24 protein-coding genes are annotated in these 25,520 nt (G+C 70.8%); 10 read left to right on the plus strand and 14 right to left on the minus strand.

Features of this window, described 5'->3' with window-relative positions:
• Positions 1 to 15: 15 nt before the first annotated feature.
• The gene (locus ABD978_RS41480) at positions 16 to 855 is read left to right on the plus strand and encodes an aldo/keto reductase (RefSeq protein WP_345366828.1); all 840 of its coding nucleotides are present in this window, start codon (positions 16 to 18) and stop codon (positions 853 to 855) included.
• Here ABD978_RS41480 and ABD978_RS41485 read toward each other — a convergent pair.
• From ABD978_RS41485 to fbaA, 4 genes are all read right to left on the minus strand, one after another.
• Positions 852 to 1,451 carry a GNAT family N-acetyltransferase gene (locus ABD978_RS41485; protein WP_345366830.1) on the minus strand — a complete coding sequence of 200 codons (600 nt, stop codon included), beginning with the start codon at positions 1,449 to 1,451 and terminating at the stop codon, positions 852 to 854. The two genes, ABD978_RS41480 and ABD978_RS41485, sit on opposite strands and share 4 nt — an antisense overlap.
• A gap of 97 nt (positions 1,452 to 1,548) precedes the next feature.
• Positions 1,549 to 2,052 (minus strand): DUF4232 domain-containing protein, encoded by a 504-nt coding sequence (locus tag ABD978_RS41490; RefSeq protein WP_345366832.1) that lies wholly within the window; start codon positions 2,050 to 2,052, stop codon positions 1,549 to 1,551.
• Between the two features lie 107 nt (positions 2,053 to 2,159).
• Positions 2,160 to 2,651, minus strand: coding sequence for a winged helix-turn-helix transcriptional regulator (locus tag ABD978_RS41495; protein WP_345366834.1), 492 nt, complete (start codon positions 2,649 to 2,651; stop codon positions 2,160 to 2,162).
• An 86-nt stretch (positions 2,652 to 2,737) separates the two neighbouring features.
• On the minus strand, positions 2,738 to 3,760 hold the full coding sequence (gene fbaA / locus ABD978_RS41500; RefSeq protein WP_345366836.1) for a class II fructose-bisphosphate aldolase: 1,023 nt from the start codon (positions 3,758 to 3,760) through the stop codon (positions 2,738 to 2,740).
• 101 nt (positions 3,761 to 3,861) lie between these two features.
• Here fbaA and ABD978_RS41505 point away from each other — a divergent pair, with 101 nt between their 5' ends.
• Positions 3,862 to 4,551, plus strand: coding sequence for a DedA family protein (locus ABD978_RS41505; RefSeq protein ID WP_345366838.1), 690 nt, complete (start codon positions 3,862 to 3,864; stop codon positions 4,549 to 4,551).
• Between the two features lie 52 nt (positions 4,552 to 4,603).
• Positions 4,604 to 5,050: a hypothetical protein gene (locus ABD978_RS41510; RefSeq protein ID WP_345366840.1), complete on the plus strand. Its 447-nt coding sequence runs from the start codon at positions 4,604 to 4,606 to the stop codon at positions 5,048 to 5,050.
• A 66-nt stretch (positions 5,051 to 5,116) separates the two neighbouring features.
• Here ABD978_RS41510 and pyrE read toward each other — a convergent pair whose 3' ends face one another.
• The gene (pyrE, locus tag ABD978_RS41515; RefSeq protein WP_345366842.1) at positions 5,117 to 5,653 is read right to left on the minus strand and encodes an orotate phosphoribosyltransferase; all 537 of its coding nucleotides are present in this window, start codon (positions 5,651 to 5,653) and stop codon (positions 5,117 to 5,119) included.
• Between the two features lie 16 nt (positions 5,654 to 5,669).
• Between pyrE and ABD978_RS41520 the strand changes: the two genes are divergently transcribed.
• The 3 genes from ABD978_RS41520 (at position 5,670) to ABD978_RS41530 (ending at position 8,600) form a co-directional block, all read left to right on the plus strand.
• Positions 5,670 to 6,317 carry a hypothetical protein gene (locus ABD978_RS41520; protein ID WP_345366844.1) on the plus strand — a complete coding sequence of 216 codons (648 nt, stop codon included), beginning with the start codon at positions 5,670 to 5,672 and terminating at the stop codon, positions 6,315 to 6,317.
• 441 nt (positions 6,318 to 6,758) lie between these two features.
• Positions 6,759 to 7,919 carry an NYN domain-containing protein gene (locus ABD978_RS41525; RefSeq protein ID WP_345366847.1) on the plus strand — a complete coding sequence of 387 codons (1,161 nt, stop codon included), beginning with the start codon at positions 6,759 to 6,761 and terminating at the stop codon, positions 7,917 to 7,919.
• A 114-nt stretch (positions 7,920 to 8,033) separates the two neighbouring features.
• On the plus strand, positions 8,034 to 8,600 hold the full coding sequence (locus ABD978_RS41530) for a tetratricopeptide repeat protein (RefSeq protein WP_345366849.1): 567 nt from the start codon (positions 8,034 to 8,036) through the stop codon (positions 8,598 to 8,600).
• An 18-nt stretch (positions 8,601 to 8,618) separates the two neighbouring features.
• On the opposite strand, the gene ABD978_RS41535 is transcribed toward ABD978_RS41530, so the two are convergent.
• A complete protein-coding gene (locus ABD978_RS41535) occupies positions 8,619 to 10,190 on the minus strand; it encodes an alkaline phosphatase D family protein (protein ID WP_345366851.1) in 1,572 nt (523 codons plus the stop codon).
• 152 nt (positions 10,191 to 10,342) lie between these two features.
• Between ABD978_RS41535 and ABD978_RS41540 the strand changes: the two genes are divergently transcribed.
• Positions 10,343 to 11,458, plus strand: a complete 1,116-nt coding sequence (locus tag ABD978_RS41540) for an esterase-like activity of phytase family protein (RefSeq protein WP_345366853.1) — start codon at positions 10,343 to 10,345, stop codon at positions 11,456 to 11,458.
• Between the two features lie 396 nt (positions 11,459 to 11,854).
• Positions 11,855 to 12,274: a hypothetical protein gene (locus tag ABD978_RS41545; protein WP_345366855.1), complete on the plus strand. Its 420-nt coding sequence runs from the start codon at positions 11,855 to 11,857 to the stop codon at positions 12,272 to 12,274.
• Between the two features lie 241 nt (positions 12,275 to 12,515).
• Here ABD978_RS41545 and ABD978_RS41550 read toward each other — a convergent pair whose 3' ends face one another.
• Complete coding sequence (locus tag ABD978_RS41550; protein ID WP_345366857.1) at positions 12,516 to 13,643, minus strand: epoxide hydrolase family protein; 1,128 nt, start codon at positions 13,641 to 13,643, stop codon at positions 12,516 to 12,518.
• Between the two features lie 101 nt (positions 13,644 to 13,744).
• Between ABD978_RS41550 and ABD978_RS41555 the strand changes: the two genes are divergently transcribed.
• Positions 13,745 to 14,782 (plus strand): helix-turn-helix transcriptional regulator, encoded by a 1,038-nt coding sequence (locus ABD978_RS41555; RefSeq protein WP_345366859.1) that lies wholly within the window; start codon positions 13,745 to 13,747, stop codon positions 14,780 to 14,782.
• A gap of 75 nt (positions 14,783 to 14,857) precedes the next feature.
• On the opposite strand, the gene ABD978_RS41560 is transcribed toward ABD978_RS41555, so the two are convergent.
• Positions 14,858 to 16,360, minus strand: a complete 1,503-nt coding sequence (locus ABD978_RS41560) for an MFS transporter (protein WP_345366861.1) — start codon at positions 16,358 to 16,360, stop codon at positions 14,858 to 14,860.
• A 144-nt stretch (positions 16,361 to 16,504) separates the two neighbouring features.
• Between ABD978_RS41560 and ABD978_RS41565 the strand changes: the two genes are divergently transcribed.
• Positions 16,505 to 17,245, plus strand: coding sequence for a TetR/AcrR family transcriptional regulator (locus ABD978_RS41565; RefSeq protein ID WP_345366863.1), 741 nt, complete (start codon positions 16,505 to 16,507; stop codon positions 17,243 to 17,245).
• Positions 17,246 to 17,284: 39 nt separating this feature from the next.
• On the opposite strand, the gene ABD978_RS41570 is transcribed toward ABD978_RS41565, so the two are convergent.
• From ABD978_RS41570 to dnaK, 6 genes are all read right to left on the minus strand, one after another.
• Complete coding sequence (locus ABD978_RS41570) at positions 17,285 to 17,677, minus strand: MFS transporter (RefSeq protein ID WP_345366865.1); 393 nt, start codon at positions 17,675 to 17,677, stop codon at positions 17,285 to 17,287.
• Positions 17,678 to 18,687: 1,010 nt separating this feature from the next.
• Positions 18,688 to 21,276 (minus strand): ATP-dependent chaperone ClpB, encoded by a 2,589-nt coding sequence (gene clpB, locus ABD978_RS41575; protein WP_345366867.1) that lies wholly within the window; start codon positions 21,274 to 21,276, stop codon positions 18,688 to 18,690.
• Positions 21,277 to 21,717, minus strand: a complete 441-nt coding sequence (locus ABD978_RS41580; RefSeq protein ID WP_345366869.1) for a heat shock protein transcriptional repressor HspR — start codon at positions 21,715 to 21,717, stop codon at positions 21,277 to 21,279.
• A gap of 5 nt (positions 21,718 to 21,722) precedes the next feature.
• Positions 21,723 to 22,883, minus strand: coding sequence for a molecular chaperone DnaJ (dnaJ, locus tag ABD978_RS41585; protein WP_345366871.1), 1,161 nt, complete (start codon positions 22,881 to 22,883; stop codon positions 21,723 to 21,725).
• Positions 22,884 to 22,919: 36 nt separating this feature from the next.
• Complete coding sequence (grpE, locus tag ABD978_RS41590; protein WP_345366873.1) at positions 22,920 to 23,612, minus strand: nucleotide exchange factor GrpE; 693 nt, start codon at positions 23,610 to 23,612, stop codon at positions 22,920 to 22,922.
• 49 nt (positions 23,613 to 23,661) lie between these two features.
• A complete protein-coding gene (gene dnaK, locus ABD978_RS41595; protein WP_345366875.1) occupies positions 23,662 to 25,518 on the minus strand; it encodes a molecular chaperone DnaK in 1,857 nt (618 codons plus the stop codon).
• Between the last annotated feature and the right edge of the window lie 2 nt (positions 25,519 to 25,520).

A 25,520-nucleotide genomic window follows, 5' to 3' on the forward strand; every position in this document is an offset into this window, starting at 1 on the left:
GGGTACGGTTGCGGCATGACCGAAACCACGTTCGCCATCGGTGGAGACCTGACCGTAAATCGTCTGGCGTACGGCGCCATGCGGATCACCGGGCCCGGCGTCTGGGGTCCTCCGGCCGACCGTGACGAGGCGCTGCGGGTCCTGCGGCGCGCCGTCGAACTCGGTGTGGACTTCATCGACACCGCCGACTCGTACGGCCCGTACGTCTCCGAGGAACTGATCCACGAGGCGCTGCACCCGTACGACGGAGTGAAGATCGCCACGAAGGCCGGCCTGGTTCGGACGGGACCGAACGAGTGGCATCCGGTCGGCCGGCCGAAGTACCTCCGCCAAGAGGCGATGATGAGCCTGCACCGGCTGGGCCTGGAGCGGATCGACCTGTTCCAGTTGCACCGCATCGACCCGGAGGTACCGCTCGCCGACCAGGTGGGCGAGCTGCGCGACCTGCGTGACGAGGGCAAGATCCGGCATATCGGGCTGTCCGAGGTCAGCGTCGAGGAGATCGAGCGGGCCCGCGAGATCGTTCCGATCGCCACCGTGCAGAACCTCTACAACCTGACCAACCGCCAGTCCGAGGACGTTCTGGACTACTGCGAGCGGGAGGGCATCGGGTTCATCCCGTGGTTCCCGCTGGCCGTGGGCGAGCTCGCCAAGCCGGGCGGACACCTCGACCTGATCGCCAAGGAGCTGAACGCCACCCCCTCGCAGGTCGCGCTGGCCTGGCTGCTCCGGCGCTCGCCGGTGATGCTGCCGATCCCCGGCACCGGCTCGGTGGCGCACCTCGAGGAGAACATGGGTGCCGCGAACATCGACCTGACCGACGAGCAGTTCGCCGCCCTGTCCGAACCGGCCTAAAGCGTGATCCGGTAGATCAGGCCGCCCTCCTCGCCGCGGGCGGCGACGGCGTGCGGCCACACGTTGCCGATCGCCGCCCGCGCGGCGTGGTTCTCCACCAGGACGTCGGCGCGCAGCTCGGCGATCCCGCGGGCCCGCGCGAGGCCGGCCAGGTCGGTGACCAGCCGCCGGGCGACGCCCCGGCGCTGCCAGGGGTCCGCGACCAGGACCGCGAGGTCCGCGAGCCCGGGCAGTGTCGCGTCGCGCGCGTACTCGGCGATCCCCACGACCCCGGTGTCCGCCACGGCGACGAGCGCGGCGCGGTCCCAGTGGTCCACCCGGCTCAGCGCCTCCGCGTAGAAGGACGGGAGCCGCGGCGTTCCGGCGAAGAACCGGAGGTACAGGCTGCGCGCCGATAGCCGCATCCCGAGCACGTCCGCCCGGTCGCCGGCCTCGTACGGCCGCACACCGATCGCCGATGCGGCATCGCCGGTCTCGTACGGCCGCACACCGATCGCCGGCGCGGCATCGCCGGTCTCGTACGGCCGCACGCCGGCCGTCGGCGCGGCGTCGTCGGCCAGGGGTGCGGGGGCCGGGTGGACATTGAGTTTCGTCACGAAACTCATTGCATCATCGGTAGGTTTCGTGAAGCAACCCTCAGGCCCTGAGAAAGGCCGGAGGCGAGACCGCCGCCTCCGGCCCTGCGCCGTCGGTTCAGGAGTGGAGGTGTCCCAGGTCGAGGTGGTGGTCCGGGCCGACCGCCGCGTGCCACGAGGCCGCGCCGAGGCCGCCGCTGTTCGGCAGGGAGAACGTCAGCGAGTCCGGAACGGTCGGCGTGTCGACGATGGACCAGTGCAGGTCGAGGTGGCCGACGGTGCCGGGCTTGAGGACGACCGACTCCTTGGTGGAGCCGGACGCCCGGGTGACGGTGACCGGAACGCTCTGCGCCCCTCCCTCCGGACCGGACGTCAGGAACGCGAGGCTCGTCAGGTCGTTGCGCAGGACGCAGGTCTTCTTGCCGAGCGTCGCGAAGTCCAGCGTGGAGTACCGCTGCCCCGCGCCGCTGTCCACGCGGCCGAGCGAGACCGTGAGGTCCGTGCCCTTGCAGGTCGGCGTGGTGGTGGCCGCGACGGCGGGCACGGCGGCGGCGATCGAGCCGCCCGTGATGACGCCGGCGACGATCGCGGTCCGCATCCGGCGGCGGGTCTTGTCGTTCATCGATGCTCCCCGAGAGATCGACGGGCACCGCGGGCGCCCGTCAGTGTGCGGTCGGAGAGTGAGACGCCCGCCCAATCAAGATCGTTCGGGCCTTGAGGAGAATTTGATCAATGAGTGCCGTCCGCGGCCTGCTGGACGATCCGGTCCGTCGGGCGCGCGCCCGGGCCGGGCCGGGGCTCGACGTCGGTGGGGCCCATGGCGGCCCCGCATTCCGAGCACGTCAGGGCGGGCGTCAGCCGGCCGGTGCAGCCGCGGTGGGAGAGGACGACCGGAGAGCCGTCCTCGGCGTAGTGCTGGTCGCCCCACAGCAGGAGGGACATCATCGCCGGCCACAGCCCCACGCCCTTGCGGGTCAGCCGGTACTCGTAGCGGTCGGGCCGCTCCTGGTAGCGGTGGCGCCGGAGGATGCCCTCGTCGCACAGGCGGCTCAGGCGGTCCGTCAGGACGTTGCGCGCCACCCCCAGGTCCGCCTGGAAGTCGTCGAAGCGGCGGACGCCCTCGAAGGCGTCACGGATGATCAGCAGGGTCCAGCGCTCGCCGACGATCTCCAGCGCCCGGGCGATCGAGCAGTTCTGGTCGTCATATGTGCGATGAAGCACGTTCCCAGCGTAGGCCGCCGGGTTTCGTCAAGCAACGCGGGGACGGCCGCGACCGCCGGCCGTCCCCGCCCTACGTTCCGGGGCCCTTACTTGATCTTGGTGCCCTGGGACAGGAGGTGCTCGCACGCCTCGACGATGCGCGCGGCCATGCCCGCCTCGGCGGCCTTGCCGTACGCGCGCGGGTCGTAGGCCTTCTTGTTGCCGACCTCGCCGTCGATCTTCAGCACGCCGTCGTAGTTCTTGAACATGTGGTCGGCGACCGGCCGCGTGAAGGCGTACTGCGTGTCGGTGTCGATGTTCATCTTCACCACGCCGTACGACACCGCCTCCCGGATCTCCTCCAGCGTGGAGCCGGAGCCGCCGTGGAAGACCAGGTCGAAGGGCTTCTCCTTGCCGTACTGCTCGCCGACGACCTCCTGGATCTCCTTCAGGACCTCCGGCCGCAGCTTCACGTGACCCGGCTTGTAGACGCCGTGCACGTTGCCGAACGTCGCGGCGAGGAGGTAGCGGCCCTTCTCACCGAGACCCACGGCCTCGACCGTGGCCAGGGCGTCGCCCGGCGTGGTGTAGAGCTTCTCGTTGATCTCGCCGACGACGCCGTCCTCCTCGCCGCCGACGACGCCGATCTCCATCTCCATGATCACGCGGGCCTTCGCGCACTCCTCGATGAGCTCGGCCGCGATCTGGAGGTTCTCCTCGAGCGGAACGGCCGAGCCGTCCCACATGTGCGACTGGAACAGCGGCTCCTCGCCGCGGGCCACCCGCTCCTGGGAGATCTTGATCAGCGGCTTCATGAAGCCGTCGAGCTTGTTCTTCGGGCAGTGGTCGGTGTGCAGCGCGATCTGCACGGGGTACTTCTCGGCGACCACGCGGGCGTACTCCGCGAGCGCCGTGGCGCCCGTGACCATGTCCTTCACGGTGGCGCCGGAGAGGAACTCCGCACCGCCGGTCGAGACCTGGATGATCCCGTCGCTCTCCGCCTCCGCGAATCCGCGCAGCGCGGCGTTCAGCGTCTGGCTCGAGGTGACGTTGATCGCGGGGTAGGCGAAGCCCTGACGCTTTGCCCGATCGAGCATCTCCGCGTATACCTCAGGGGTTGCGATGGGCATGGCTCTTCCTTCCTTGGGCATGGCTCCCGGCCGGCTCGACTCCAGTATCCCGAAATCCGCAGGCGGCCCGGACATGGCACGCCTACCGGTACGCTCAGGCCGTGGCACTCGCCGTGAACATCCTGGATCCCAAGTCCCTCATCGCGACGTTCGGACTTGTCGGCATCCTCGCCGTAATCTTCGCCGAGACCGGCCTGCTCATCGGGTTCTTCCTGCCCGGTGACACGCTGCTGGTCACCGCGGGCGTCTTCACCACGACGGCCGCCGCCCACCACGCCGGCATCGCGCCGCTGCCGCTCCCAGTGCTCCTGATCGGGGCGCCGATCTGCGCGATCGCGGGCGCCCAGGTCGGGCACTTCCTCGGCGCGAAGTACGGCCGGAAACTCTTCGACCGGCCCGACTCACGGCTGTTCCGGCAGGACCACGTCGAGAAGGCCGAGCACTATTTCAACAAGTTCGGCCCGGCGAAGGCGGTCGTGCTGGCCCGCTTCGCCCCGGTCGTGCGCACCTTCCTCAACCCGCTCGCCGGGATGCTGGAGATGTCCGCGGGCCGGTTCCTCGTCTTCAACGTGATCGGCGGAGTCGTCTGGACCGAGACGATCATCCTGCTCGGCCGGTTCCTCGGCGACCGGGTCAAGGGGATCGACAAGTACATCCTCCCCGTCGTCGCCATCGCGGTGATCCTGTCGGTCATCCCGGTGATCCGCGAGATCATCAGAGGGCCGAAGAAGACCGGGCAGAGCGGTGACGGCCGAAAGACGGCGATGCCATCTGGCCGTCACCGTCGCTGACGGTCCCGGTTATCGCTAACCTCCCCCTGTGGGACGTCACCGATCAGACCCCATGGGTCTCGCACGCATAGCCATCGCGGTCCTCGCCGTCAGCTTGGCGCTGGGCCTCGTGATCGTCGGTGGCGTGTCGCTCTGGGGGGCGCTCACCAAGGACGCGTCCAAGACGGCCTCCACCGCGCCCGACCCGTCCTCCAGCGCGGTCGCGCCCAGCGACACGGCGAAGTCGAAGCGGAGCGCGCCGAGCGCCCAGTCCGGCAACGAGATCGACGTCCAGTGCCTGGTCGCCCAGTGCCAGATCTACGTGGCCGGGCCCAGCGCCACCGACGTCGTCTACAACGGCTCGCTCGCCCACGGCGAGCGGCGTCAGTTCACCGGTACCCGCCTGATCCTGCAGGTCGACGACGCGAGCACGGTCAGCGTCGTCGTGAACGGGCAGCAGCAGGCCAGGGGACGGCACGGCCAGCAGCGCACCTACCACGCGCCGGCCAAGCAGCAGTAAGGACGCCGGCCCGGCCCCCTCGTGGCACGGTCCAGCCGGGGCCGACGGTCCTCGGTCGGCCGAGCCTCAGCCGAGCCCGAGGTCGTCCAGGGTGAACACCGAGCGGTACGGCAGGCCCGTCTCGGCGATGCGCGGACCCGCGCCGCGCTCGACGATGGTGGCGACGCCGACGACCTCGGCCCCGGCCTCGCGCAGCGCCTCCACCGCGGTCAGCACCGAGCCGCCGGTCGTGGAGGTGTCCTCGACGGCGAGCACCCGCCGCCCGGCGACATCGGGCCCTTCGACGCGCCGCTGCAGCCCGTGCGCCTTGCCCGCCTTGCGGACGACGAACGCGTCCAGGTGCCGGCCGCGCGCGGCGGCGGCGTGCAGCATCGCGGTGGCGACCGGATCGGCGCCGAGCGTCAGCCCGCCGACGGCCTCGTAGTCGAGATCCTCGGTGAGGTCGAGCATCGCCCGCCCCACCAGCGGGGCGGCGTGCCCGTCGAGGGTCACGCGGCGCAGGTCGACGTAGAAGTCGGCCTCCTGACCGGACGACAGGACCACCCTGCCGTGGACCACTGCCTTGCTCTTGATCTCGGCCAGGAGATCGTCACGATCCGTCATACGCGAAACTCTACTCATGGAACCCGGCACCCTCGTCCTGCTGCACAGCCCGCTGACCACCGCGTCCGCCTGGGGCGCCCTGCCGGAGGCCCTCGGCCCGTACGACGTCGTGGTGCCGGAGATCACCGACGACGACCGGCCGCCGTACGCCGGCCGCTACGTCGCCCGCGCGGCGCTGGAGATCACGAGGGCGGGCGTGCGGCCGCCCGTCGTCCTGGTCGGGCACGGCGGGGCGGGCCCGCTGCTGCCGCCGGTCGGCGCGGCGCAGCGCGCGGCGCATCGCCTCGTCGGCGCGTACGTCTTCGTCGACGCGGAGCTTCCGCCGCCGGCGGGGTCGAGCCGCCTGGACCAGGCGGGGGCGTTCGGACCGGAGTTCGCGGAGGCGCTGAAGGACGGCGGGCGGTTCCCCGACGAGGAGCCGCAGGCCGGGGTGACCGCCCGCCGCCGCGACGACGAGTTCTTCGCCGAGCCGCTGCCGATGCCGCAGGACTGGCCCGACGCGCCGTGCGGGTACCTGCGCACGTCCGACGCGTACGAGAGGCAGGCCGCGCAGGCGAGGATGCGCGGCTGGACGGTCGCCGCGAACCCCGGCGGGCACTTCGCCGCCGTCACCGATCCCCGGGCGACGGCCCGCGCCCTCACCGAGTTGATCGCGTCCCTGTAAGCCTGCGCGGGGGAGTCGGCCGGGGCCCGGCTCGGGGATCCGCGACACGCGGAACGAGCGAGCCGGAAGGGCCTGTCCGCGAGGGGGGATCACTGTGTCCGCCGGGGGAGGGACGCGAGATGTTCTCCCTGAATTTAGCGGGTGGTACCGACGCCCATCGGGCATCCGAGCCCGGTGGTCTTCCCAAGTCAGCCGTGTCGCGGCGCTCCCCGTCATACAGTGGCGAGCGACCGAGTCAACGCTGACACGCGGGAGGAGTGCGGTTGCCCGGGTTCGGAAAGCCACATATCCCCCATAATCTCGAGGAGCGGCCAATCACCCGATCGGCCCACGCCGACGACGGACTTCACTACGCTGTGGTGCCCGAGGTCGCTCGCCGGCTCGAAAGCCCACCCGTGGGTCACTGATAAGGGTCTCGTGCCGAGAAAGGGGCGGTGTCGCGTGGATCGCTGTGCGCTGTTCGTAGATGCCGGCTATCTGCTGGCGGACGGCGCGATGGCGGTGCACGGAACCCGCCGTCGTGAGTCCGTGTCGTGGGACTTCGCCGGGCTGCTGCAACTCCTCGGCAACCTCGCCCGAGAGCGCACCGGGCTGCCGCTGCTGCGCTGCTACTGGTACGAGGCGACGGTCGAGGGCCGTCGCACGCCGGAGCACGACGCGCTGGCCGACCTGCCGGGCATCAAGCTCCGGCTCTCCCGGATCCGCCCGGGCCGCCGCGAGGGCGTCGACACCGAGATCCATCGCGACCTGATGACGCTCGCCCGCAACGGCGGGGTCGCCGACGCCGTCATCGTCAGCGGTGACGAGGACCTCGCCCAGGTGATCGCCGACGCGCAGGACCTCGGCGTCCGGGTCACCGTCGTGCACGTGGCCGTCGACGGCAACTGGACGATCTCCCGGGTCCTCCGGCAGGAGTGCGACGACCTCATCGAGATCGCCGCCGGTCACCTCCGGCCGTACGTCAACCTGCTGGCCGGGGTGGACACCTCGTCCGCGCCGCTTTCCAACGGCCAGTCCAACGGCTCGGGCGGCGCGCTGGCCCCGCTCCGGCCGTCCCCGCAGCACGGCGCCGCGCCGCCGAGCACGCCGATCACCGCGTCGCCGTCCCTCGGCCCCTCCGCGGGCAGCACCGCGTCGAGCCTCGGCCGCCACTCCGGTGACGTTCAGCCGAGCACGCCCACGCCGCCGCTCCGCTCGGTGCCCACCCACTCGGCGCCCACGCCTTCCGTGCCGACGGCCGGCTCGTCGCCGACCGCCGGCGGCAACGCCAGCGGCCCGCTGTACCCGCAGCAGCCGGTGGGCCCCTACACCGGGCCGCAGCAGATCACGCCGACGCCGGTCCACCAGTCCGCCCCGACCCTGGCCGACGCCGTGAAGGCGGCCCACAAGGAAGGGCAGGACTTCGGCGAGTCGGTGGCCCGCGACGCGCCCGCCCTCTGGCTGGAGGCGGTGCTGGCCCGCAAGCCGCGGATGCCCTCGGATCTGGAGGCACGGCTGCTGCAGGGCTCGTCCCTGCCGATCGACTTCCTGCTGCACGACGAGGTGCGCCACGCGCTGCGACGCGGCTTCTGGGACGCGCTGGAACGCTCGCGGCGCAACTGAGCGCGGTAACGTCTGTACCGGCCGGGCCGGTCCGGCCCGGTTCTGGTCGGGGGATGATCCCAAATGACCAGATTCGCAGCAGGTAGGCCGGGTAGCGTCTAGAAGGTGACGCATGTGACCGAAGACGATCTCGATGACCTCGAGTTCGAGACTCTCCGCACCGGTGATCACGCCGCTGCGGCGACACGGTTCATCGAACTCGCCGATACGGCCTCAGTCGGCGTCTCCCGCGCCGGCCTGTTGCTGCGTGCCGGTGAACAGTGGCAGCACGCCGGAGACCACGAGAGGGCCGCGGAGGCGTACCGCCGCGCGCTCGAGGACGGCGGGGATACCTACGGCGACCCACGCATCTACCTCGCCGGCGCGCTCTTCGAACTCGAACGCACCGATGAGGCCCGGGCACTGATCGACCGGGTACGCGCCGACAACCCGAAGGACCCGGAGATCTTCCGCGCCGTCGCCGAGCTGCTGCACGAGCAGGGCGACCTGGTCGGCGCGCACGACTGGTCCACCGAGGGTGCCGACATCGCCGGGTCGACCGACCCGGACGCCCTCGAGGGACTGCTGCGGATCCGCTACCGCTGCCGGCTCGACCTCGGCCGCCCGGAGGACGAGTACGACGCGCTGCTCGACGACCTGCTGAAGAAGACCGACGAGGCACCCGACGAGCAGTTCCGCTGACGCTCCGAAGGCCCTGGTTCAGGTCAGCTCGGCGCGGCCGAGTTCGCGGAGCCGGTCCTCGGCGTCGGCGGAGTCCCAGCGCACCGTGGCCGTCCGCCCGTCGACGTGCACGGTCGCCAGCGCGTTGTCGAACCAGGGCCCGTCGGTGAGCCGCCACCGCAGCGGCGGCCGCCGCACTCCGGCGAGCCGCGCCAGCGCCCGTACGGGCAGGTCGCCTAGGCGCCGGCAGGCCGTGCGGTTGGCCATCCGGAACCGGCCGACGAGGGGATTGCGCAGCGGCGAGCACACGACCTGGGAGATCGGCGTGCGGGTGCCGCGCACCCGCGCGAGGTAGGAGAAGTGGACGTCGCCGGAGACGAGCGTGATGCTCGCGGGCGGGCGCGGCCCGTTTGCGACGTCGAGCAGGGTGTTCGCCACCGCGCGGAACGACGCCTGGAACGCCGCCCAGTGCTCCAGGTCCGCGCCCTGCCGGAGCCGCTCTCCGAGGTTCGCCGCCCACTTGCCCCACGCGCCGCCCGCGACCGCCTCGTTCCACGACTCGATGTCGTGGATGGCCGTCGGCAGCAGGAAGGGCAGCGACGTCGCGACGATGAGGTGGTCGACGTCCGCGCGCAGCCGCTCGTCCAGCCAGGCGAACTCCGCGTCGTCGAGCATGGCGCGTGCGCCGTCGCCCACCACGCGCCCGCACCTGCTGTCCACCACCACGAGCCTGGTCCGTCCGTGGTCGTGGACGTAACTCCACCGGACCCCCGTCGGTTCCCGGTCGGCGCGGTCGGCGAACTCGTCCACGATCGGGCCCGCGTCGCCGTCCGCCGCCAGCACGGCCTGGTAGACCGGGTCCGCGGCGCGCTCCGCCGGTGACAGGTTGCCGAGGTGCTGGTAGATCCAGTACGCGCCGAGCCCGCCGGTGATCCGCTTCGCCCACCAGTCCTGGGCGCGCATCTGCCGCCGCCACGTCTCCGAGGTGTTCCAGTCGTCGCGGATGTCGTGGTCATCGAAGATCATCGAGCTGGGCACCGTGGCCAGCAGCCACCGGACCAGGGGGTCCGCGCCCCAGGCGAGGCGGTACAGCTCCGCGTACTCCTCGAAGTCGGCGATCTCGCCGTACGGCGGCCGCTCGATGTCGCGGTGGGCGGCGATGAACTCCCGGATCTCCGGACCCGTCTCGTCGGCGTACACCTGGTCGCCGATCAGCAGCAGTTCGTCCGGCGGCTCCTCGCCCGCCAGCAGCCGACGCGCGTACACCGACAGCATGTCGAAGCCGTGCGTCTCCACGGAGGCCGGCGCCACCCGGCACGACCCGACCGCGAACCGCCGCGCGCCGTCGGCCGTACGCGTACGGATGCGGCCGGGCGCGGCCCCGTCCTCCGGCCACGCGTGTTCGCCGTCGAGGAGCACCTCGTACGGGGTGTCCGTGCCGGGCTCCAGCCCCTCGACGTCGACGAGCGCGTAGTGGTGCCCGTGGACGGTGAAGGTGCGCGCCGCGGCGCCGAGGACACGGACCTCGCACGGCCGGTCGGTCTCCACCCACACCGTCGCGGTACGAGGGCCGACGTGGCGCAGCATGGGTCCGAGGACAAGTCGTGTCATGACTGTACGGACTATCGCGACTCGGCCGCCGCGTCCACCGGGGCCGCGTCCCACGGAGGTCAGCGGTCGGTCGGACGCCGTTCATCCCGATGTGATCAACTATGCCGCGTAGTAGCACAGATGATCTTCTGTTATCCGAGGGAAATCTCTCCATGATGCAACGCGTCACCCGTCGAGCCGCTCGCCGTATCGCCACGGCCGTGGTCCCGGCCGCGGTCGTCGGAACCCTGGCGGTCCCCGGCGCCGCGTACGCCGTCACGTCGGCCCCCACGGCCCGTACGGCCGCCACCTGCCCGCCCGCGGCCACGGCGGTCGGCTACAGCGACGCACTGAACAAGGCCACGTTCAACGGGATCGGGGTCGGCGGACTGTCGGCCATCGCCTACGACCGGCGCACCCGCGGGTACGTGACCGTCGAGGACCACAGCGGCACCCAGGCCGCCCGGCTCTTCTTCTTCCGCGACACCGCCGCGCCCAAGGTCACCGACACCCTCGTGCTGACCAAGCCGGACGGCACCCCCTACGACGGGAACAACTTCGACGGCGAGGGCGTCGTCGTCCTCCCCAACGGGAACTTCCTGGTCAGCTCGGAGACCGAGCCGTCGATCCGCGTCTTCGACCGTAAGGGCAGGGAGCGCGCCTCGCTCGAGGTCCCGGCGCGTTTCCAGGTCGCCCCGGCCGGCGAGGCGACCGTCAACGCCACCCTCGAGGGCCTGAGCATGTCGCCGGACGGACGCTACGTCTACGCCGCGATGGAGGGCACGCTCAGCGGGGACGCGCCGGCCACCGGCGAGGGCGTCTGGCGGCGTCTTCTGGTGTACCGGGCGCACGGCGACGGCTATCGACTCACCCGCCAGATCGGCTACCGGGTCGAGCCCGGCAACCGGATCGCCGACGTCGCGGCGTACGGCGACGGGCGGCTGCTGGTCCTCGAGGCGGCCTGGGACGCGAACAAGGGCAACACCATCCAGCTGTACGCCGTGCGCGACGCGGACCGGGCCCCGGACGTGAGCAAGGTCGCCAACCTCGCCGCCGCGCCGTCCCGTGACACGGTGCGCAAGGAGCTCGTCTCCGACCTGGTCCACTGCCCGACGCTGGGCGCCACCAGCCCCGAGCCGCAGACCAACCCCCTGCTCGACAACTACGAAGGCCTCCAGGTCGACACCTCCGCCGGCCTCCGCAGGGCCCGGATCCACCTCATCAGCGACGACAACTTCTCCGCGACCCAGGTCACCCGGGTGCTGACCCTCACCGCCCGCCTGCCCTGACCCCTGGTCGAAGCGCCATCTTGATCGCCGAGACTTTTGGTCGTCAGGACGACCAAAAGTCTCGGCGGTGAGCGACTGCCTGGGCTTTCGCGTGCGGAGCGGGCGACGGAGGTCGAACCCGCCGTCATAGGCGCTGATCAGTCGCCGGCGGCCACGACCAGGGTGAGGCTGTTGGCGCCGGTCGATGACGAGCGCCTTCCGATTCCGCTGATCGAACGCGCGCCCCAACGCGCATTGGTTCCCTTGGAGCGGCACCGTCTGACTGTTCGAAATCTCTAAGATAAATCTCGCGAACTTCACGTTGATCTCCCGAACCCCTGCAGGACTATCCCTCTCATCGGAGGAGAACCCGCCCCCGCTTGGTCGGCGGCTCCTCCTGGGAGAAAGGGACAGCCCGTGTTCAAGAAGCTCACCATCACGGCCGCCACGGTGGCCGCTGCGGCGGCCACAACCCTCACCATGGCCGCCCCGGCACACGCCGGCTCCACCGTCTACGCGGAGAACAACAACAGCTGCGCAGGGGTCTGGTTCGAGCCGGACGGCGACAACTTCGGCTTCAAGGACTTCTGCGCGGACGGCATGGGAGTCTATATGGAGATGACCAAGCCGACGGGGGGTACGCCCTCCACGTCCGATTCCAAGATCTTCAAGAGCTACGCCACCAGCTACAACGGTAGTCTCGACTGGTACAGCGGCGACGTGGTCTGGAACCAGGATTACACCGAGGGCTACTGCTTCTTGTACCGGGTCGGCCTGCGCAAGGACGGCGCCTACGTCTCGGGAACGTACGGGTCCTGGCACCTCGCCTGCGCCTGAGCGGAGACGACCGCACACCACCTGGCGCGGACGTCGGCCACGCCAGGTGGTCTGGGCAGGGGACGCCTGCTCCAGTGGTCTCCGCTTCTGACCGGATGGCGGCCGACAGCCGGGCCTACCGAGATCGAAGCCCAGGTTGGGGAACTTGTCCCTGGCCTGGGCTTTCGCGTGCGGAGCGGTCCCTGACCCACTGCCGAAGCGCCGCTCGCCGGGCGGCGCTTCGGCCTTCCCGCGGAGGGGGTCAGCGGAGCTTGCCGAAGAACTCCCGGATGTCCTCCGCGAGGACCTCGGGGAGTTCCATGGCGACGAAGTGGTTGCTCGGGGGACGGTTCTCGCCCCAGTGGACGATGTCGTTGTCGCGTTCGGCCAGGCGCCGGATGCCGGGCGGCCCGCTGTAGACCCCCGTGGGAACCGCGGACTGGCCCTTCGGCCAGACGAACCGCTCGCTGCCGTACATGAACCACGAGGACGACCCCGACGTCCCGGTCAGCCAGTACAGGGTCACGTTGGTCAGTAGCAGGTCACGGTCGATGGCGTCCTCGGGCACGGCCACCGTGTAGGCGAACTCTTTGAACTTCTGCGTCAGCCAGGCCAGCAGCGCGACCGGCGAGTCGTGCCAGCCGTAGGCGAAGGTCTGCGGGGCGGCGCGGAGCAGCGCGTGATGGTCCACGCCGCCGGCCCACTCCGCCATCTGCCGGAAGATCGCCTGCTCCGCCTCGGTCATCACCGGCAGGTCGTCCTCGGTGGGAATCCCCAGGCCGCTGTCGACGTGCACTCCGACGACGTGCTCGGGATCGACCGCCGCCAGCGCCGGGGTGACGTACGCGCCGAGGTCGCCGCCCTGCGCGCCGTACCGGGAGTAGCCGAGCCGGGCCATCAGCGCCGCCCAGAGCCGCGCCACCCGCGTGACGTCCCAGCCCGTCTCCCGCGGCGCCGCCGAGAATCCGAAGCCGGGGAGCGACGGCACGACGACGTGGAACGCCTGACCCGGGTCGCCGCCGTACGCTCCGGGATCGGTCAGCGGGCCGATCAGGTCGACGAACTCGACGAACGAGTTCGGCCAGCCGTGCGTGAGGATCAGCGGGAGTGCGTCCGGGTGCGGCGAGCGTACGTGCAGGAAGTGCACGTCCTGACCGTCGATCGTGGTCATGAACTGCGGGAAGCGGTTCAGCCTCGCCTCGTGGGCGCGCCAGTCGTACCCGTCGCGCCAGTAGGCGGCGAGGTCCTTCAGGTAGGCCACCGGAACTCCACGGCTCCACCCCTCGCCGGGCAGTTGCGCGGGCCAGCGGGTGCGGGCCAGGCGCTCGCGCAGGTCGTCCAGCTCGGCCTGTGGCACCTCGATGCGGAACGGCCGGATCTCTTCGCTCATCGGGTCTCCTCTGGGTGCGGGGCCGTACGGCGGGGCGTTCGCCGTCGACTTCCACCGACACTAGGCCGCGTATAGGTCGGAACCTGTCCTAGACTCCGGCCGTGACCGCGGCCCGCCTCCTGACGTTGCTGTCCCTGCTGCAGACTCCGCGCGAGTGGCCGGGCAGCGAACTCGCCGAGCGCATGGGCGTCAGCCCGCGCACGGTCCGCCGTGACGTCGAGCGGCTGCGCGACCTCGGCTATCCGGTCGAGGCCACGATGGGCCCGGCGGGCGGCTACCGCCTCGTCGCGGGTACGGCCATGCCGCCGCTGCTCGTCGACGACGAGGAGGCGGTGGCCATCGCGGTCGCCCTGAGCACCGCCGCCGCGCATCCGGTCGGCGGCATGGCGGAGGCGTCACTGCGGGCCCTGACCAAACTGGAACAGGTGCTGCCGTCGCACCTCCGGCAGCGGGTGGGCGCCCTGGGCGCCGCCACCGTCGCGCTGCTGGGCGAGGCCGGTCCGAGCATCGACCCGGACGACCTCACGACCGTCGCCGTCGCCGCGGCGAGCCGCCGGCGGCTGCGGTTCGCCTACCGGTCCCGCGAAGAGCCCGAGGTCGGCGGTGCCGACAACGACCGCCTCGTCGAGCCGTACCGGCTGGTCGCCGCCGGACGCCGCTGGTACCTCGTCGCGTACGACCTCGGCCGCGACGACTGGCGGATCTTCCGCATGGACCGGGTCCGGCGACCGCGGCCGACGGGCGTGCCGAACACCCCGCGCCGACCGCCCGAGGAAGACGCCGCCGCCTACGTCACCCGCAAGCTGCACTCGCTCGTCCCGACCTACCAGGCCCTGGTCACCCTTCACCTGCCGGCCGACGACGCACCGGCGGGCCGGCTCGGTGAGGTCGAACCGGTCGACGCGCGGACCTGCCGCCTGCGCACCCACGCCGACACACTCGACTGGCTGGCGCTGCGGCTCGCCATGCTCGGCTGCGAGTTCACCGTGCACGACCCACCGGAGCTCATCGACTACCTCCGATCCCTCAGCGCCCGCGTCCTCCGCTCCACCACCGACCCGGCGAGGGCTCGGGAACCCCGCAGCTCAGGGCTCAGCGACGGCGAACGTCCTCCACCACCTGCCAGGGCGCCGTCGTGAAGCACGCGTACAAGCTGAAGCGCCAGGCGGACGCCCGATGAGGGGGCCCCGTACGGGACCCCCTCGCCTGAGGGCTCACGCGTCGACCGGGTCGGCCTCCGGGACGCTCTCCAGGGCCACCGGCCTGCGGTCGCGGAGGACGAAGAGGGCGAGCACCGCGGCGGCCAGGACACCGGCCGCGCCCACCAGGAAGGTGGTCGACATGGCGGTGGTGAAGGCGTCGCGGGCGGTGCGGGCCAGGCCGGCGTCTCCGGTCCGGGCGGCGAGGGCGAGCGCCTCGCCGATCGAGTGCCGGGCCCGGTCGGGGGCCGTGGTGGGCATCGTGCGGGTGAAGGTTCCGGACAGGACGCTGCCGAGGATCGCGACGCCGAGGGCGGCGCCCGCCTGCTGGATCGTGTCGTTCAGCGCGGAACCGACTCCGGCGTGCTCGGCCGGTACCGCCCCCATCAGCGCGGTGATGGCCGCGGGCACGGCCAGGCCCCCGCCGACGCCCATGAGGCCGAGCGCGACGCCCACCACGGCGAACCCGTCACCCGGTGAGACCGTCGCCAGCACGCCGAACCCCACCGCCGTGATCACCAGCCCGGTCACCGCCATCATGCGGTTTCCGATCTTCTGGCCGATGGCGGCGCCGATGGTGTTGAACACCAGCGCGGCCGCCGCGAGCGGGACGAACGCCAGCCCGGTCTCCATCGGCGAGTAGCCGAGCACGAACTGCAGGTACTGGGTGGCCGCCAGCAGCAGTCCGCCGTTCGCGATCTCGGCGAGGGTGAGGGAGAGGCTGCCGCCGGTGAAGTTCCGGTCGCGGAACAGGCTCAGCGGCACCATCGGAGTCGAGACTCGCGTCTCCCAGAGCACGAACCCGATGAGCGTGGCGACCGCGACGGCACCGCCGGCGATCGTCGTGGGGCTGCCGAAGCCGTACCTCGGCAGTTCGATGATCGTCCAGACGAGCGCCGTCATGCCGACCACCGACAGGACCGCGCCGAGCGGGTCGGGCTTGCGCCACGGACCCTTGGACTCGGGCATCAGCACCAGCGCCGCGATGATCGCCAGGGCGGCGATCGGAATGTTGATCAGGAACACCGCGCCCCACCAGAACCGGGCGACCAGCAGGCCGCCGACGACCGGACCGCCCACCAGGCCGACCGTGGCGACCGCGCTCCAGGCGGCCATCGCCTTGGGACGCTCCGCCTCGTCGAACACGGTGATCAGGATGGACAGCATGCTCGGCATGACCAGCGCGCCGCCGACGCCCATCAGGATCCGGGCGGCGATCAGCAGCGCGGGCCCGGTCGCGAACGTCGCCGCGAGCGACGCGCCGCCGAAGAGCGCCAGCCCGATCACCATCATCCGCCGCCGGCCGTACCGGTCCGACAGGCTTCCCGAGGGGAGCAGCAGCCCGGCGAACACGAGGATGTAGGAGTCCAGGATCCACTGGATGTCCTGGGCGCTCGCGCCGAGGTCCTCGGTGAGCGGCGGGATGGCCACGTTGAGGGCCATGTTGTCGATGACCAGCACCAACGTGCTGAGGCAGAGCACGATCAGAATCAGCCAGCGGCGTGGATGACGGTTCATCACGCCTCCTTCCAACGATGCGCACAGTGTTCGCTAACTGGCGCACACTGTACGCAGGGCAGAACGGTGTGCGCAAGTGCGTACACCGTTCCCGCTTGCATACGGTGTGCGCTACGCTGTGAGTGATCGCAAGGAGGAGGCACCGTGACCGCCGATGACCGGCAGATTCCGTCGGTGTGGGCCCGTCCCAGTCGAGAAAGGCGCGAGCAGCCGGCGTTGAGCCGGCAGCAGATCGTGGCCGAGGCCGTCCGGCTGCTCGACGCGGAGGGCGTCGACGCGCTGAGCATGCGCAAGCTCGGCACCCGCCTCGGCGCGGGCGCGACCTCGCTCTACCGGCATGTCGCCAACAAGGACGAGCTCGTGGAGCTCGCGGTCGACGAGGTCTTCGGTGAGCTGCGGGCGCCCGACATGAGCGACCCGGCGCACTGGCGGGAGACGACGATCGCCTGCGCCCAGGGCATCCGCGCCGTGATCCTGCGGCACCCGTGGATGGCCTCCATGCTCGGCGCGATGGCCTACCTCGGCCCCAACCTCATGCGCCTGTCGGAGGACCTGCTCGCCATGCTGGAGGCGGCGGGCTTCCCTCTCACCGAGGCCAACGGCGCGATGAACACCGTCTTCGCCTACGTCCTCGGCATGACCGGCAGCGAGGCGGCGTGGCTGACCATGCTCGCGCGCAGCGGTCAGTCCGAGGACGAGTGGGCCGAACGCCTCAAACCGGCGTTCGAGAACCTGCACCGCACCCACCCGCGGCTCTCCGCCCTGTTCACCGCCCAGGCCGACGACGACCCCGTACGCCGCCGCGAGGAGGAGTTCGCCTACGGCCTGGACCGCATCCTCGACGGCGTCTCGGTCGCCCGCACCGGCGGCCCTACCTTCGACTGACGGCAAGCCGGTCGGCGCAGACGGCGACATCACGGCAGCTCATGGCCGATCCATCTCAACCAGGCGGTCTGTCGGGGAAGTCGGCGCGGTCAGTCGGCGCGCGGGCCACAGACAGGCGGCGGCTGCGAGCATGCCCGCTGTGACGACCATCAGCAGCAGGCGGTAGTCCACCACCGACACCAGGGCGGCGCCGGCGGCGACGGAGATCGTCTGGGGCCCGCTGACCAGCGTTTCGGCCGCTGCCGAGACCCGGCCGATCAGCGGTCCAGGCGTACGCCGCTGTATCACCGTCGTGAATCCGACGACCATCGTCGCCAGGCCCAGGCCGGTGATGACCAGGCCGATGAGGATGACCGGCAGGGACGGGAGGTCGTGCCCCGGAAGTGCGCGTCGGGCGGATGCGGGAATCACGGCGCCGAGCCGCTTCATCACCGCCCTGTTGTACGACGGTGTCCCGTCCGGACAGTCTTGAGTGGCACGTCGATGGACGCGCTCAGTCGACCTCGAAGGAGAGGAACCCGTCATGGCCGAGGTGCAGAAGCCGGACTGGTCGAAGCTCGACACGAACAAGGACGCCTCCCAAGGACAGGGGGCGCAGGACGTCGAGAGCCGGGAGTCCGGCGAGTCCGGCAAGTAGCAAGGTCGGCCGCTGAGGCCGGCGTCGAGCGGCCCCCTGACGGGGCCGCTCTTCTCTCGTCAGGCGACGGTGACCGCCGGTTTGACGGTGAGGGTGGGCACGCCGTCGCGACCGCCGACCCGCTGGTGCCGTCTAGGGAAGGCTCTTCCATCTGCTCCGAGCTGCCCTCGAACGAGTCACTCTCGCTGGCCATCTCTGACCTGACAGCTACCGGTCCTTTCGGCACAGACCTCGTGACCTGCACCGATCGATCCACTTCGGGGCTGGGGACAGAACTTCAAACCCGCTCGCGCCTAAGCGCGAGCGGGCCCTTTTTCAATGCTCTCCCCCATCAAGGGAGAGTAGAGCGCAGCATCAAGCGCGGTCTTCGGTGCTGTCGCCCGTGGGCTCACCGCTGCCGCTCCCAGGGGTGAAATCGAACCCATACTGGGCCCCTGCGGCCTTCGCATCAGCGACGTTCACACCCGCCGGCTCCGAGCCGTCCTGCGGGTCACTCTCGATCCGCGACATAGCGTCTCCCCATCTTGTCTTTCCGCACATTAAGTGCAGGGCCCTCTCAATGAGGACCAACTAAGACCGTCCACGTGCAGGCCCGAGAAGCACGAAAGCCGATCGAGGCAGGGGATGCGGTAGGCAACGCCGATGCGCTGACCTGCGTCTATGTCGCTCATGGGGGCTCTACGCCGCCATGCAGGCGCCCGAGGGCAACGAATTCGACATCGTCTGAGGGCCGTCGTGACGGTGCTGGTCGCTGAGAGGCCGGTCGGCATCGAGCGGCCCCCTCACCGGGGCCGCTCTTCTGTCGTCAGGCGACGGTGACGGACGGCTTGACGGTGAGGGTGTCGGAGCCGAGGTCGGTGTCGACGATGACCTCGTCGCCGTCGCTGATCTCGCCGCCCAGGAGCTCCTTGGCGAGCTGGTCGCCGATCGCGCTCTGCACGAGGCGGCGGAGCGGGCGGGCGCCGTACGCCGGGTCGTAGCCGGTGAGGGCGAGCCACTCGCGGGCGGCGTCGGTGACGGTGAGCGTCAGGCGACGGTCGGCGAGGCGGCGGGCCAGCCGGTCGATCTGCAGGTCGACGATCTTCGTGAGCTCCTCGGTCGACAGGGCGTCGAAGACGATGACGTCGTCGAGCCGGTTGAGGAACTCGGGCTTGAAGCTCGCCCGTACGGTGTTCATGACGGCGTCGCGCTTGGCGCCGTTGTCCAGGGCCGGGTCGACCAGGAACTGCGAGCCGAGGTTCGACGTCATGATCAGGATCGTGTTGCGGAAGTCCACCGTGCGGCCCTGGCCGTCGGTGAGGCGGCCGTCGTCGAGCACCTGGAGCAGGATGTCGAAGACCTCGGGGTGGGCCTTCTCCACCTCGTCCAGCAGCACGACGCAGTACGGCCGGCGGCGGACGGCCTCGGTGAGCTGGCCGCCCTCCTCGTACCCGATGTAGCCGGGAGGCGCGCCGACGAGGCGGGCGACCGAGTGCTTCTCGGCGTACTCGCTCATGTCGATGCGGATCATCGCCCGCTCGTCGTCGAACAGGAAGTCGGCGAGCGCCTTGGCCAGCTCGGTCTTGCCGACACCGGTCGGACCGAGGAACAGGAACGACCCGGTCGGCCGGTCGGGGTCGGAGACGCCCGCCCGCGCCCGGCGTACGGCGTCGGACACGGCGCGTACGGCGTCGGTCTGGCCGATGAGGCGGCGGCCGAGCTCGTCCTCCATGCGGAGCAGCTTGGCGGTCTCGCCTTCGAGGAGCCGGCCGACGGGGACGCCGGTCCAGGACGACACGACCTCGGCCACGTCGTCGGCGCCGACCTCCTCCTTGACCATCGTCTCGCGGGTCTCGGCGGCCTCGGACGCCTCGGCGAGCTGCTTCTCCAGCACGGGGATCTCGCCGTACATGAGGCGGGCGGAGGTCTCCAGGTCGGCGTCGCGCTGGGCGCGTTCGGCCTGGCCGCGCAGGTCGTCGATGCGCTTCTTCAGCTCACCGACCTTGTTCAGCCCGGCCTTCTCCCGCTCCCAGCGGCCGTTGAGGGCGTTGAGGCCCTCCTGTTTGTCGGCCAGCTCGGCGCGGAGGCGTTCGAGGCGGCGCTTGGACGCCTCGTCGGACTCCTTCTCGAGGGCCAGCTCCTCCATCTTGAGCCGGTCGACGGAGCGCTGCAGCTCGTCGATCTCGACGGGCCGCGAGTCGATCTCCATGCGGAGCCGGGAGGCGGCCTCGTCGACCAGGTCGATGGCCTTGTCCGGCAGGAACCGCGCGGTGATGTACCGGTCGGACAGCGCGGCGGCGGACACGAGGGCGGCGTCGGAGATCTGCACCTGGTGGTGCGCCTCGTACCGGCCCTTGAGGCCGCGCAGGATCGCGATGGTGTCCTCGACCGTCGGCTCGCCGACGAGGACCTGCTGGAACCGCCGCTCGAGGGCCGGGTCCTTCTCGATCCGCTCGCGGTACTCGTCGAGCGTGGTCGCGCCGATCATCCGCAGCTCACCGCGGGCCAGCATGGGCTTGAGCATGTTGCCCGCGTCCATGGCGCCTTCGGCGGCGCCCGCGCCGACGACGGTGTGCAGCTCGTCGATGAACGTGACGATCTGGCCGTCGCTCTGCTTGATCTCGTTCAGGACCGCCTTGAGGCGCTCCTCGAACTCGCCGCGGAACTTCGCGCCCGCGACCATCGCGCCCAGGTCGAGGGAGACCAGGCGCTTGTTCTTCAGCGTCTCCGGCACGTCGCCGGCGATGATCCGCTGGGCCAGGCCCTCGACGACCGCGGTCTTGCCGACGCCGGGCTCGCCGATCAGCACGGGGTTGTTCTTCGTACGCCGGGACAGCACCTGCACGACGCGGCGGATCTCGGTGTCGCGGCCGATGACCGGGTCGAGCCTCCCGTCGCGGGCCTGCGCCGTCAGGTCGACGCCGTACTTCTCCAGCGCCTGGTAGGTCTCTTCGGGGTTCTCGCTGGTGACGCGCGCGTGGCCGCGGACCTTCTCGAACGCCTCCAGCAGGGCGTCGGGGGTCGCGCCGTTCTCCTTCAGGAGGGTGGCGACGGGGCCGCCGTCGGTGGCCAGGCCGACGAGGAGGTGCTCGGTGGAGACGTACTCGTCCTCGAGCCGCTTGGCGCGGTTGGCGGCGGTGTTGATCACCTTCAGCAGCGGCCGGGAGGTGTCCGGCGCGTTGACGGTCGACCCGGCGGCCTTCGGCAGCGCGGCGATCTGCTCCTCGGCGCGACGCCGGACGGCCTGGGGGTCCGCGCCGACGGCCTCGAGCAGGGGCCCGGCGATGCCGTCGGACTGGCCGAGCAGCGCGACCAGCAGGTGCACCGGCTCGACCAGGGGGTGGCCCTCGGTCGAAGCCCGCCGGACCGCGACCGAGACGGCCTCCTGGCTCTTCTGGGTCAGCTTGTAATCCACTTACTCCTCCCCCCGTGATCGCCACAGCACCACGCTGGTCTGCCGGATCGGCACGAGGTCCGCTCCAGTGTCAGAACCGTGGCCACTCTTCAACTTGACGAGCCGGGCCGCGACGGCGCGCGTGGACTCCAGTTCGTTGGACAGCTCCTCGACCATTGCCCGGAGGCGTGCCACCTCGGTGCGGAGTGCGTCGGACTCGCGCTGCGAGTCGAGGATGTGCTTGATGCCGGCGAGGTTGATGCCCTCTTCCTGGGAGAGCCGCTGGATCTCCCGGAGCATCACGATGTCCCGCATCGAGTAGCGGCGCCCGCGCCCGGCCGTACGACCGGGGGACACGAGGCCCAGCCGGTCGTACGTGCGGAGGGTCTGCGGGTGCAGCCCGGACAGCTGAGCCGCCACCGAGATGACGTAGACCGGACTGTCGTCGCCGAACGGATCCATGATCGTCACCCCTCTCTCGCCAGCCGCAGCAGCTCGCTGCGCAGGTCGTCCCCGTTGTTGCTCGCGCGGATCTTCTCCAGCGCCTCCCGGGTGTCCTCGTCGACGTGTTCGGGCACGTGCACCTCGACGGTCACCAGCAGGTCGCCCTTGGTGCCGTCGCGTCGCGTCGCGCCCTTGCCGCGGACGCGGAACGTACGGCCGTTCGGGGTGCCCGCCGGGATCCGCAGGGTGACGGGCTGGCCGCCCAGGACCGGCGCCTTGATCTCCGCGCCCAGGGTGGCCTCGGGGAAGGTCACCGGGACGGTGACGGTGAGGTTGTCGCCGGAGCGGCCGAACACCTTGTGCCCCGTGACGTGCACGACGACGTAGAGGTCGCCGCTGGGCCCGCCGTTCTCTCCGGGCGCGCCCTTGGCCTTGAGCCGGATGCGCTGGCCGTCGCCGACACCGGCGGGGATCCGCGCCTGGATCGTGCGGGTGCTCTGCGCCCGCCCGCTGCCGTGGCAGGTGGTGCAGGGATCGTCGACCACGAGGCCGCGGCCGTGGCACTCGTGGCAGGGCTCGGAGAAGGCGAACCCGCCGGCGTTGCGGCTTTCCTGCCCCGTGCCCTCACAGCGCGGGCACACGCGGGGCACCGTGCCGGCCTTCGCGCCGGTGCCCCGGCAGGTGGGACAGGCCGCTTCGCTGGTCAGCCGCAGCGGCACCGTCTTGCCGCCGAGGGCCTCGCTGAAGGTCAGCGTGACCTCGGTCTCGACGTCGGTGCCGCGGCGGGGCCGCCGGGTGGCCTGCCCCCGGCGGCCGCCGCCGAAGAGCCCGCCGAAGAGGTCACCGATCCGCTCGCCGGTGCCGGTGGTGCCCCCGGTCTGGCTGCCGAAGAGGTCGCCCAGGTCGAAGCCGAAGCCGCCCTGGGCGCCGCCACGCGGCCGAGGGCCGCCGAAGAGGCTGCGCGCGTCGTCGTACTCCTTGCGACGCTTCTCATCCGACAGCACGTCGTAGGCCTCGGAGATCTCCTTGAACTTCTCCTCGGACTCGGCGTCGCCGCGGTTGGCGTCCGGGTGGTACTGACGCGCCAGCTTCCGGTAGGACTTCTTGATCTCGTCCTGCGTCGCGGTCTTCGGAACACCGAGAACCTTGTAGTAGTCCTTCTCGATGAAGTCCTTGGTGCTCACCGGCGTCCCTTACCTCTTTCGCTGTGGGTCTTCGTCTCAGTCCTCGCCGTCGCCGCCGGGCTCGGCGTCCGGCTTCGCGCCGTCGGCCGCACCCGCCGTCTCCGGCTCCGGCTCCGACGCGGCCTCCGCCTCCGAGCCGAGGTCCGCGGTCGGCTCGGCGACGGCCACCCGGGCGGGCCGGAGGGTCCGCTCGCCGATGCGGTACCCCGACTGCAGGATCTGCACGGCCGTCGGCTCGGTGACCTCGTCGGAGTAGGAGTGCATCAGAGCCTCGTGGACGTTCGGGTCGAACGGCTCACCGGCCTCCCCGAACGACTCGAGCCCGAGCTTGCCGACGATGCCTTCCAGGGACTCGGCGATCTGCTTGAACCCGCCGGTCAGCTCCTCGTGCTCCCGGGCGCGGCCGATGTCGTCGAGCACCGGCAGCAGCTCGCCGAGGACGTACGCGAGGGCCTGCTCGCGTACGGCCGCACGGTCGCGGTCGACCCTCTTGCGGTAGTTGGAGTACTCCGCCTGCAGCCGCTGAAGGTCGGTCGTGCGCTCGGACAGCTCCTTCTCGAGCTTGGCCGCCTTGCCGGCGTCCGCACCGGAGGGCGCTTTCGCGGTGGGGGACTCGGGAGCCGGCGTGGCCGCCGGCTCCCGAACCTCACCGGTCTCGGGATCGATGCGCCGCTTGTCGCGGATCACCGGGCCCTGGCGCTCCTCGGCGTCGTCACGACGCTCCGTCACGCTTCCTCCTCGAGTACCAGCTCGTCACGGTGTGCGGGGGACGCCCCGGTCACGCCGCGCCGCCCTTGGTGTCCTTTTCGTCGTCCACGATCTCGGCGTCGACGACCTCGTCGTCCTTCGCCTGCTCGCCCGCGGCCTGGCCGTCGGCCGGCTGGCCCTCGGCGCTCGCCTGGTTCTGGGCGTACATCGCGGCGCCCATCTTCTGGCTGACCTGGGCCAGCTTCTCGGAGCTGCTGCGGATCGCGTCGACGTCCGTACCCTCGAGGGCCTTCTTGACCTCGTCCAGCGCCGACTGGACGTCGGTCTTCACGTCGGCCGGGATCTTCTCGTCGTTCTCGCGGAGGAACTTCTCCGTCGAGTAGGCGAGGGTGTCGGCGTTGTTGCGGGTCTCGGTCTCCTCGCGGCGCTTGCGGTCCTCCTCCGCGTACTGGTCCGCCTCGCGCATCATGCGGTCGATGTCGTCCTTGGGCAGGGCCGACCCGCCCGTGATGGTCATCGACTGCTCCTTGCCGGTGCCGAGGTCCTTGGCGCCGACGTTCACGATGCCGTTGGCGTCGATGTCGAACGTGACCTCGATCTGCGGGACACCGCGCGGCGCCGGCGGCAGGCCGGTCAGCTGGAAGGTGCCGAGCTTCTTGTTGTACGCCGCGATCTCGCGCTCGCCCTGGTAGACCTGGATCTCCACGGACGGCTGGTTGTCGTCGGCGGTGGTGAACACCTCGGACCGCTTGGTCGGAATCGTGGTGTTGCGCTCGATGATCTTGGTGAAGATGCCGCCCTTGGTCTCGATGCCCAGGCTCAGCGGCGTGACGTCGAGCAGCAGGACGTCCTTGACCTCACCCTTGAGCACGCCGGCCTGCAGGGACGCGCCGACCGCGACGACCTCGTCCGGGTTGACGCCCTTGTTGGCCTCCTTGCCGCCGGTCAGCTCCTTGACCAGGTCGGCGACGGCGGGCATACGGGTGGAGCCGCCGACGAGGACGACGTGGTTGATCTCGTTCACGCCGATGCCGGCGTCCTTGATGACCTGCTGGAACGGGTTCTTGCAGCGGTCGAGCAGGTCGGACGTCATCTTCTGGAACTCGGCCCGGGTGAGCTTCTCGTCCAGGTGCAGCGGGCCCTCGGACGAGGCCGTGATGTACGGCAGGTTGATGCTCGTCTCCGAGGAGCTGGACAGCTCGATCTTGGCCTTCTCGGCGGCCTCACGGAGCCGCTGCAGCGCCATCTTGTCCTTGGACAGGTCGACGCCGTGGGCGTTCTTGAACTTCGTGACCAGCCAGTCGACGACCTTGCTGTCCCAGTCGTCGCCACCGAGGTGGTTGTCGCCGTTGGTCGCCTTGACCTCGACCACGCCGTCGCCCACCTCGAGGAGGGAGACGTCGAAGGTGCCGCCACCGAGGTCGAAGACGAGGATCGTGGCCTCGCCCTCCTTCTCCAGGTGGTAGGCCAGCGCCGCCGAGGTCGGCTCGTTGATGATGCGCAGGACGTTGAGGCCCGCGATCTGGCCGGCCTCCTTGGTGGCCTGCCGCTGGTGGTCCGAGAAGTACGCCGGAACGGTGATCACCGCGTCGGTGATCTTCTCGCCGAGGTAGGCCTCCGCGTCGCGCTTGAGCTTCTGCAGCACGAACGCACTGATCTGCTGCGGCGTGAAGTCCTTGCCGTCGATCGTGGTCTTCCAGTCGGTGCCCATTTCGCGCTTGACCGACCGGATGGTGCGATCGACGTTGGTCACCGCCTGGCGCTTGGCGACCTCGCCGACCAGGACCTCGCCGTTCTTGGCGAAGGCGACGACGGACGGCGTGGTCCTCGACCCCTCCGCGTTGGCGATGACGGTGGGCTCGCCACCCTCCAGGATCGCGACGACCGAGTTGGTCGTTCCAAGGTCGATACCGACCGCACGTGCCATGA

It is taken from the genome of Actinoallomurus liliacearum, assembly GCF_039542035.1.
Lineage (GTDB): Bacteria > Actinomycetota > Actinomycetes > Streptosporangiales > Streptosporangiaceae > Actinoallomurus > Actinoallomurus liliacearum.

Coding starts and splice junctions, on each gene's coding strand:
- ABD978_RS41480 (WP_345366828.1), top strand. CDS start 16: ATGACCGAAACCACGTTCGCCATCGGTGGAGACCTGACCGTAAATCGT.
- ABD978_RS41490 (WP_345366832.1), bottom strand. CDS start 2,052: ATGAACGACAAGACCCGCCGCCGGATGCGGACCGCGATCGTCGCCGGC.
- fbaA (WP_345366836.1), bottom strand. CDS start 3,760: ATGCCCATCGCAACCCCTGAGGTATACGCGGAGATGCTCGATCGGGCA.
- ABD978_RS41510 (WP_345366840.1), top strand. CDS start 4,604: ATGGGTCTCGCACGCATAGCCATCGCGGTCCTCGCCGTCAGCTTGGCG.
- pyrE (WP_345366842.1), bottom strand. CDS start 5,653: ATGACGGATCGTGACGATCTCCTGGCCGAGATCAAGAGCAAGGCAGTG.
- ABD978_RS41520 (WP_345366844.1), top strand. CDS start 5,670: ATGGAACCCGGCACCCTCGTCCTGCTGCACAGCCCGCTGACCACCGCG.
- ABD978_RS41535 (WP_345366851.1), bottom strand. CDS start 10,190: ATGACACGACTTGTCCTCGGACCCATGCTGCGCCACGTCGGCCCTCGT.
- ABD978_RS41540 (WP_345366853.1), top strand. CDS start 10,343: ATGATGCAACGCGTCACCCGTCGAGCCGCTCGCCGTATCGCCACGGCC.
- ABD978_RS41550 (WP_345366857.1), bottom strand. CDS start 13,643: ATGAGCGAAGAGATCCGGCCGTTCCGCATCGAGGTGCCACAGGCCGAG.
- ABD978_RS41560 (WP_345366861.1), bottom strand. CDS start 16,360: ATGAACCGTCATCCACGCCGCTGGCTGATTCTGATCGTGCTCTGCCTC.
- ABD978_RS41580 (WP_345366869.1), bottom strand. CDS start 21,717: ATGGATCCGTTCGGCGACGACAGTCCGGTCTACGTCATCTCGGTGGCG.
- dnaK (WP_345366875.1), bottom strand. CDS start 25,518: ATGGCACGTGCGGTCGGTATCGACCTTGGAACGACCAACTCGGTCGTC.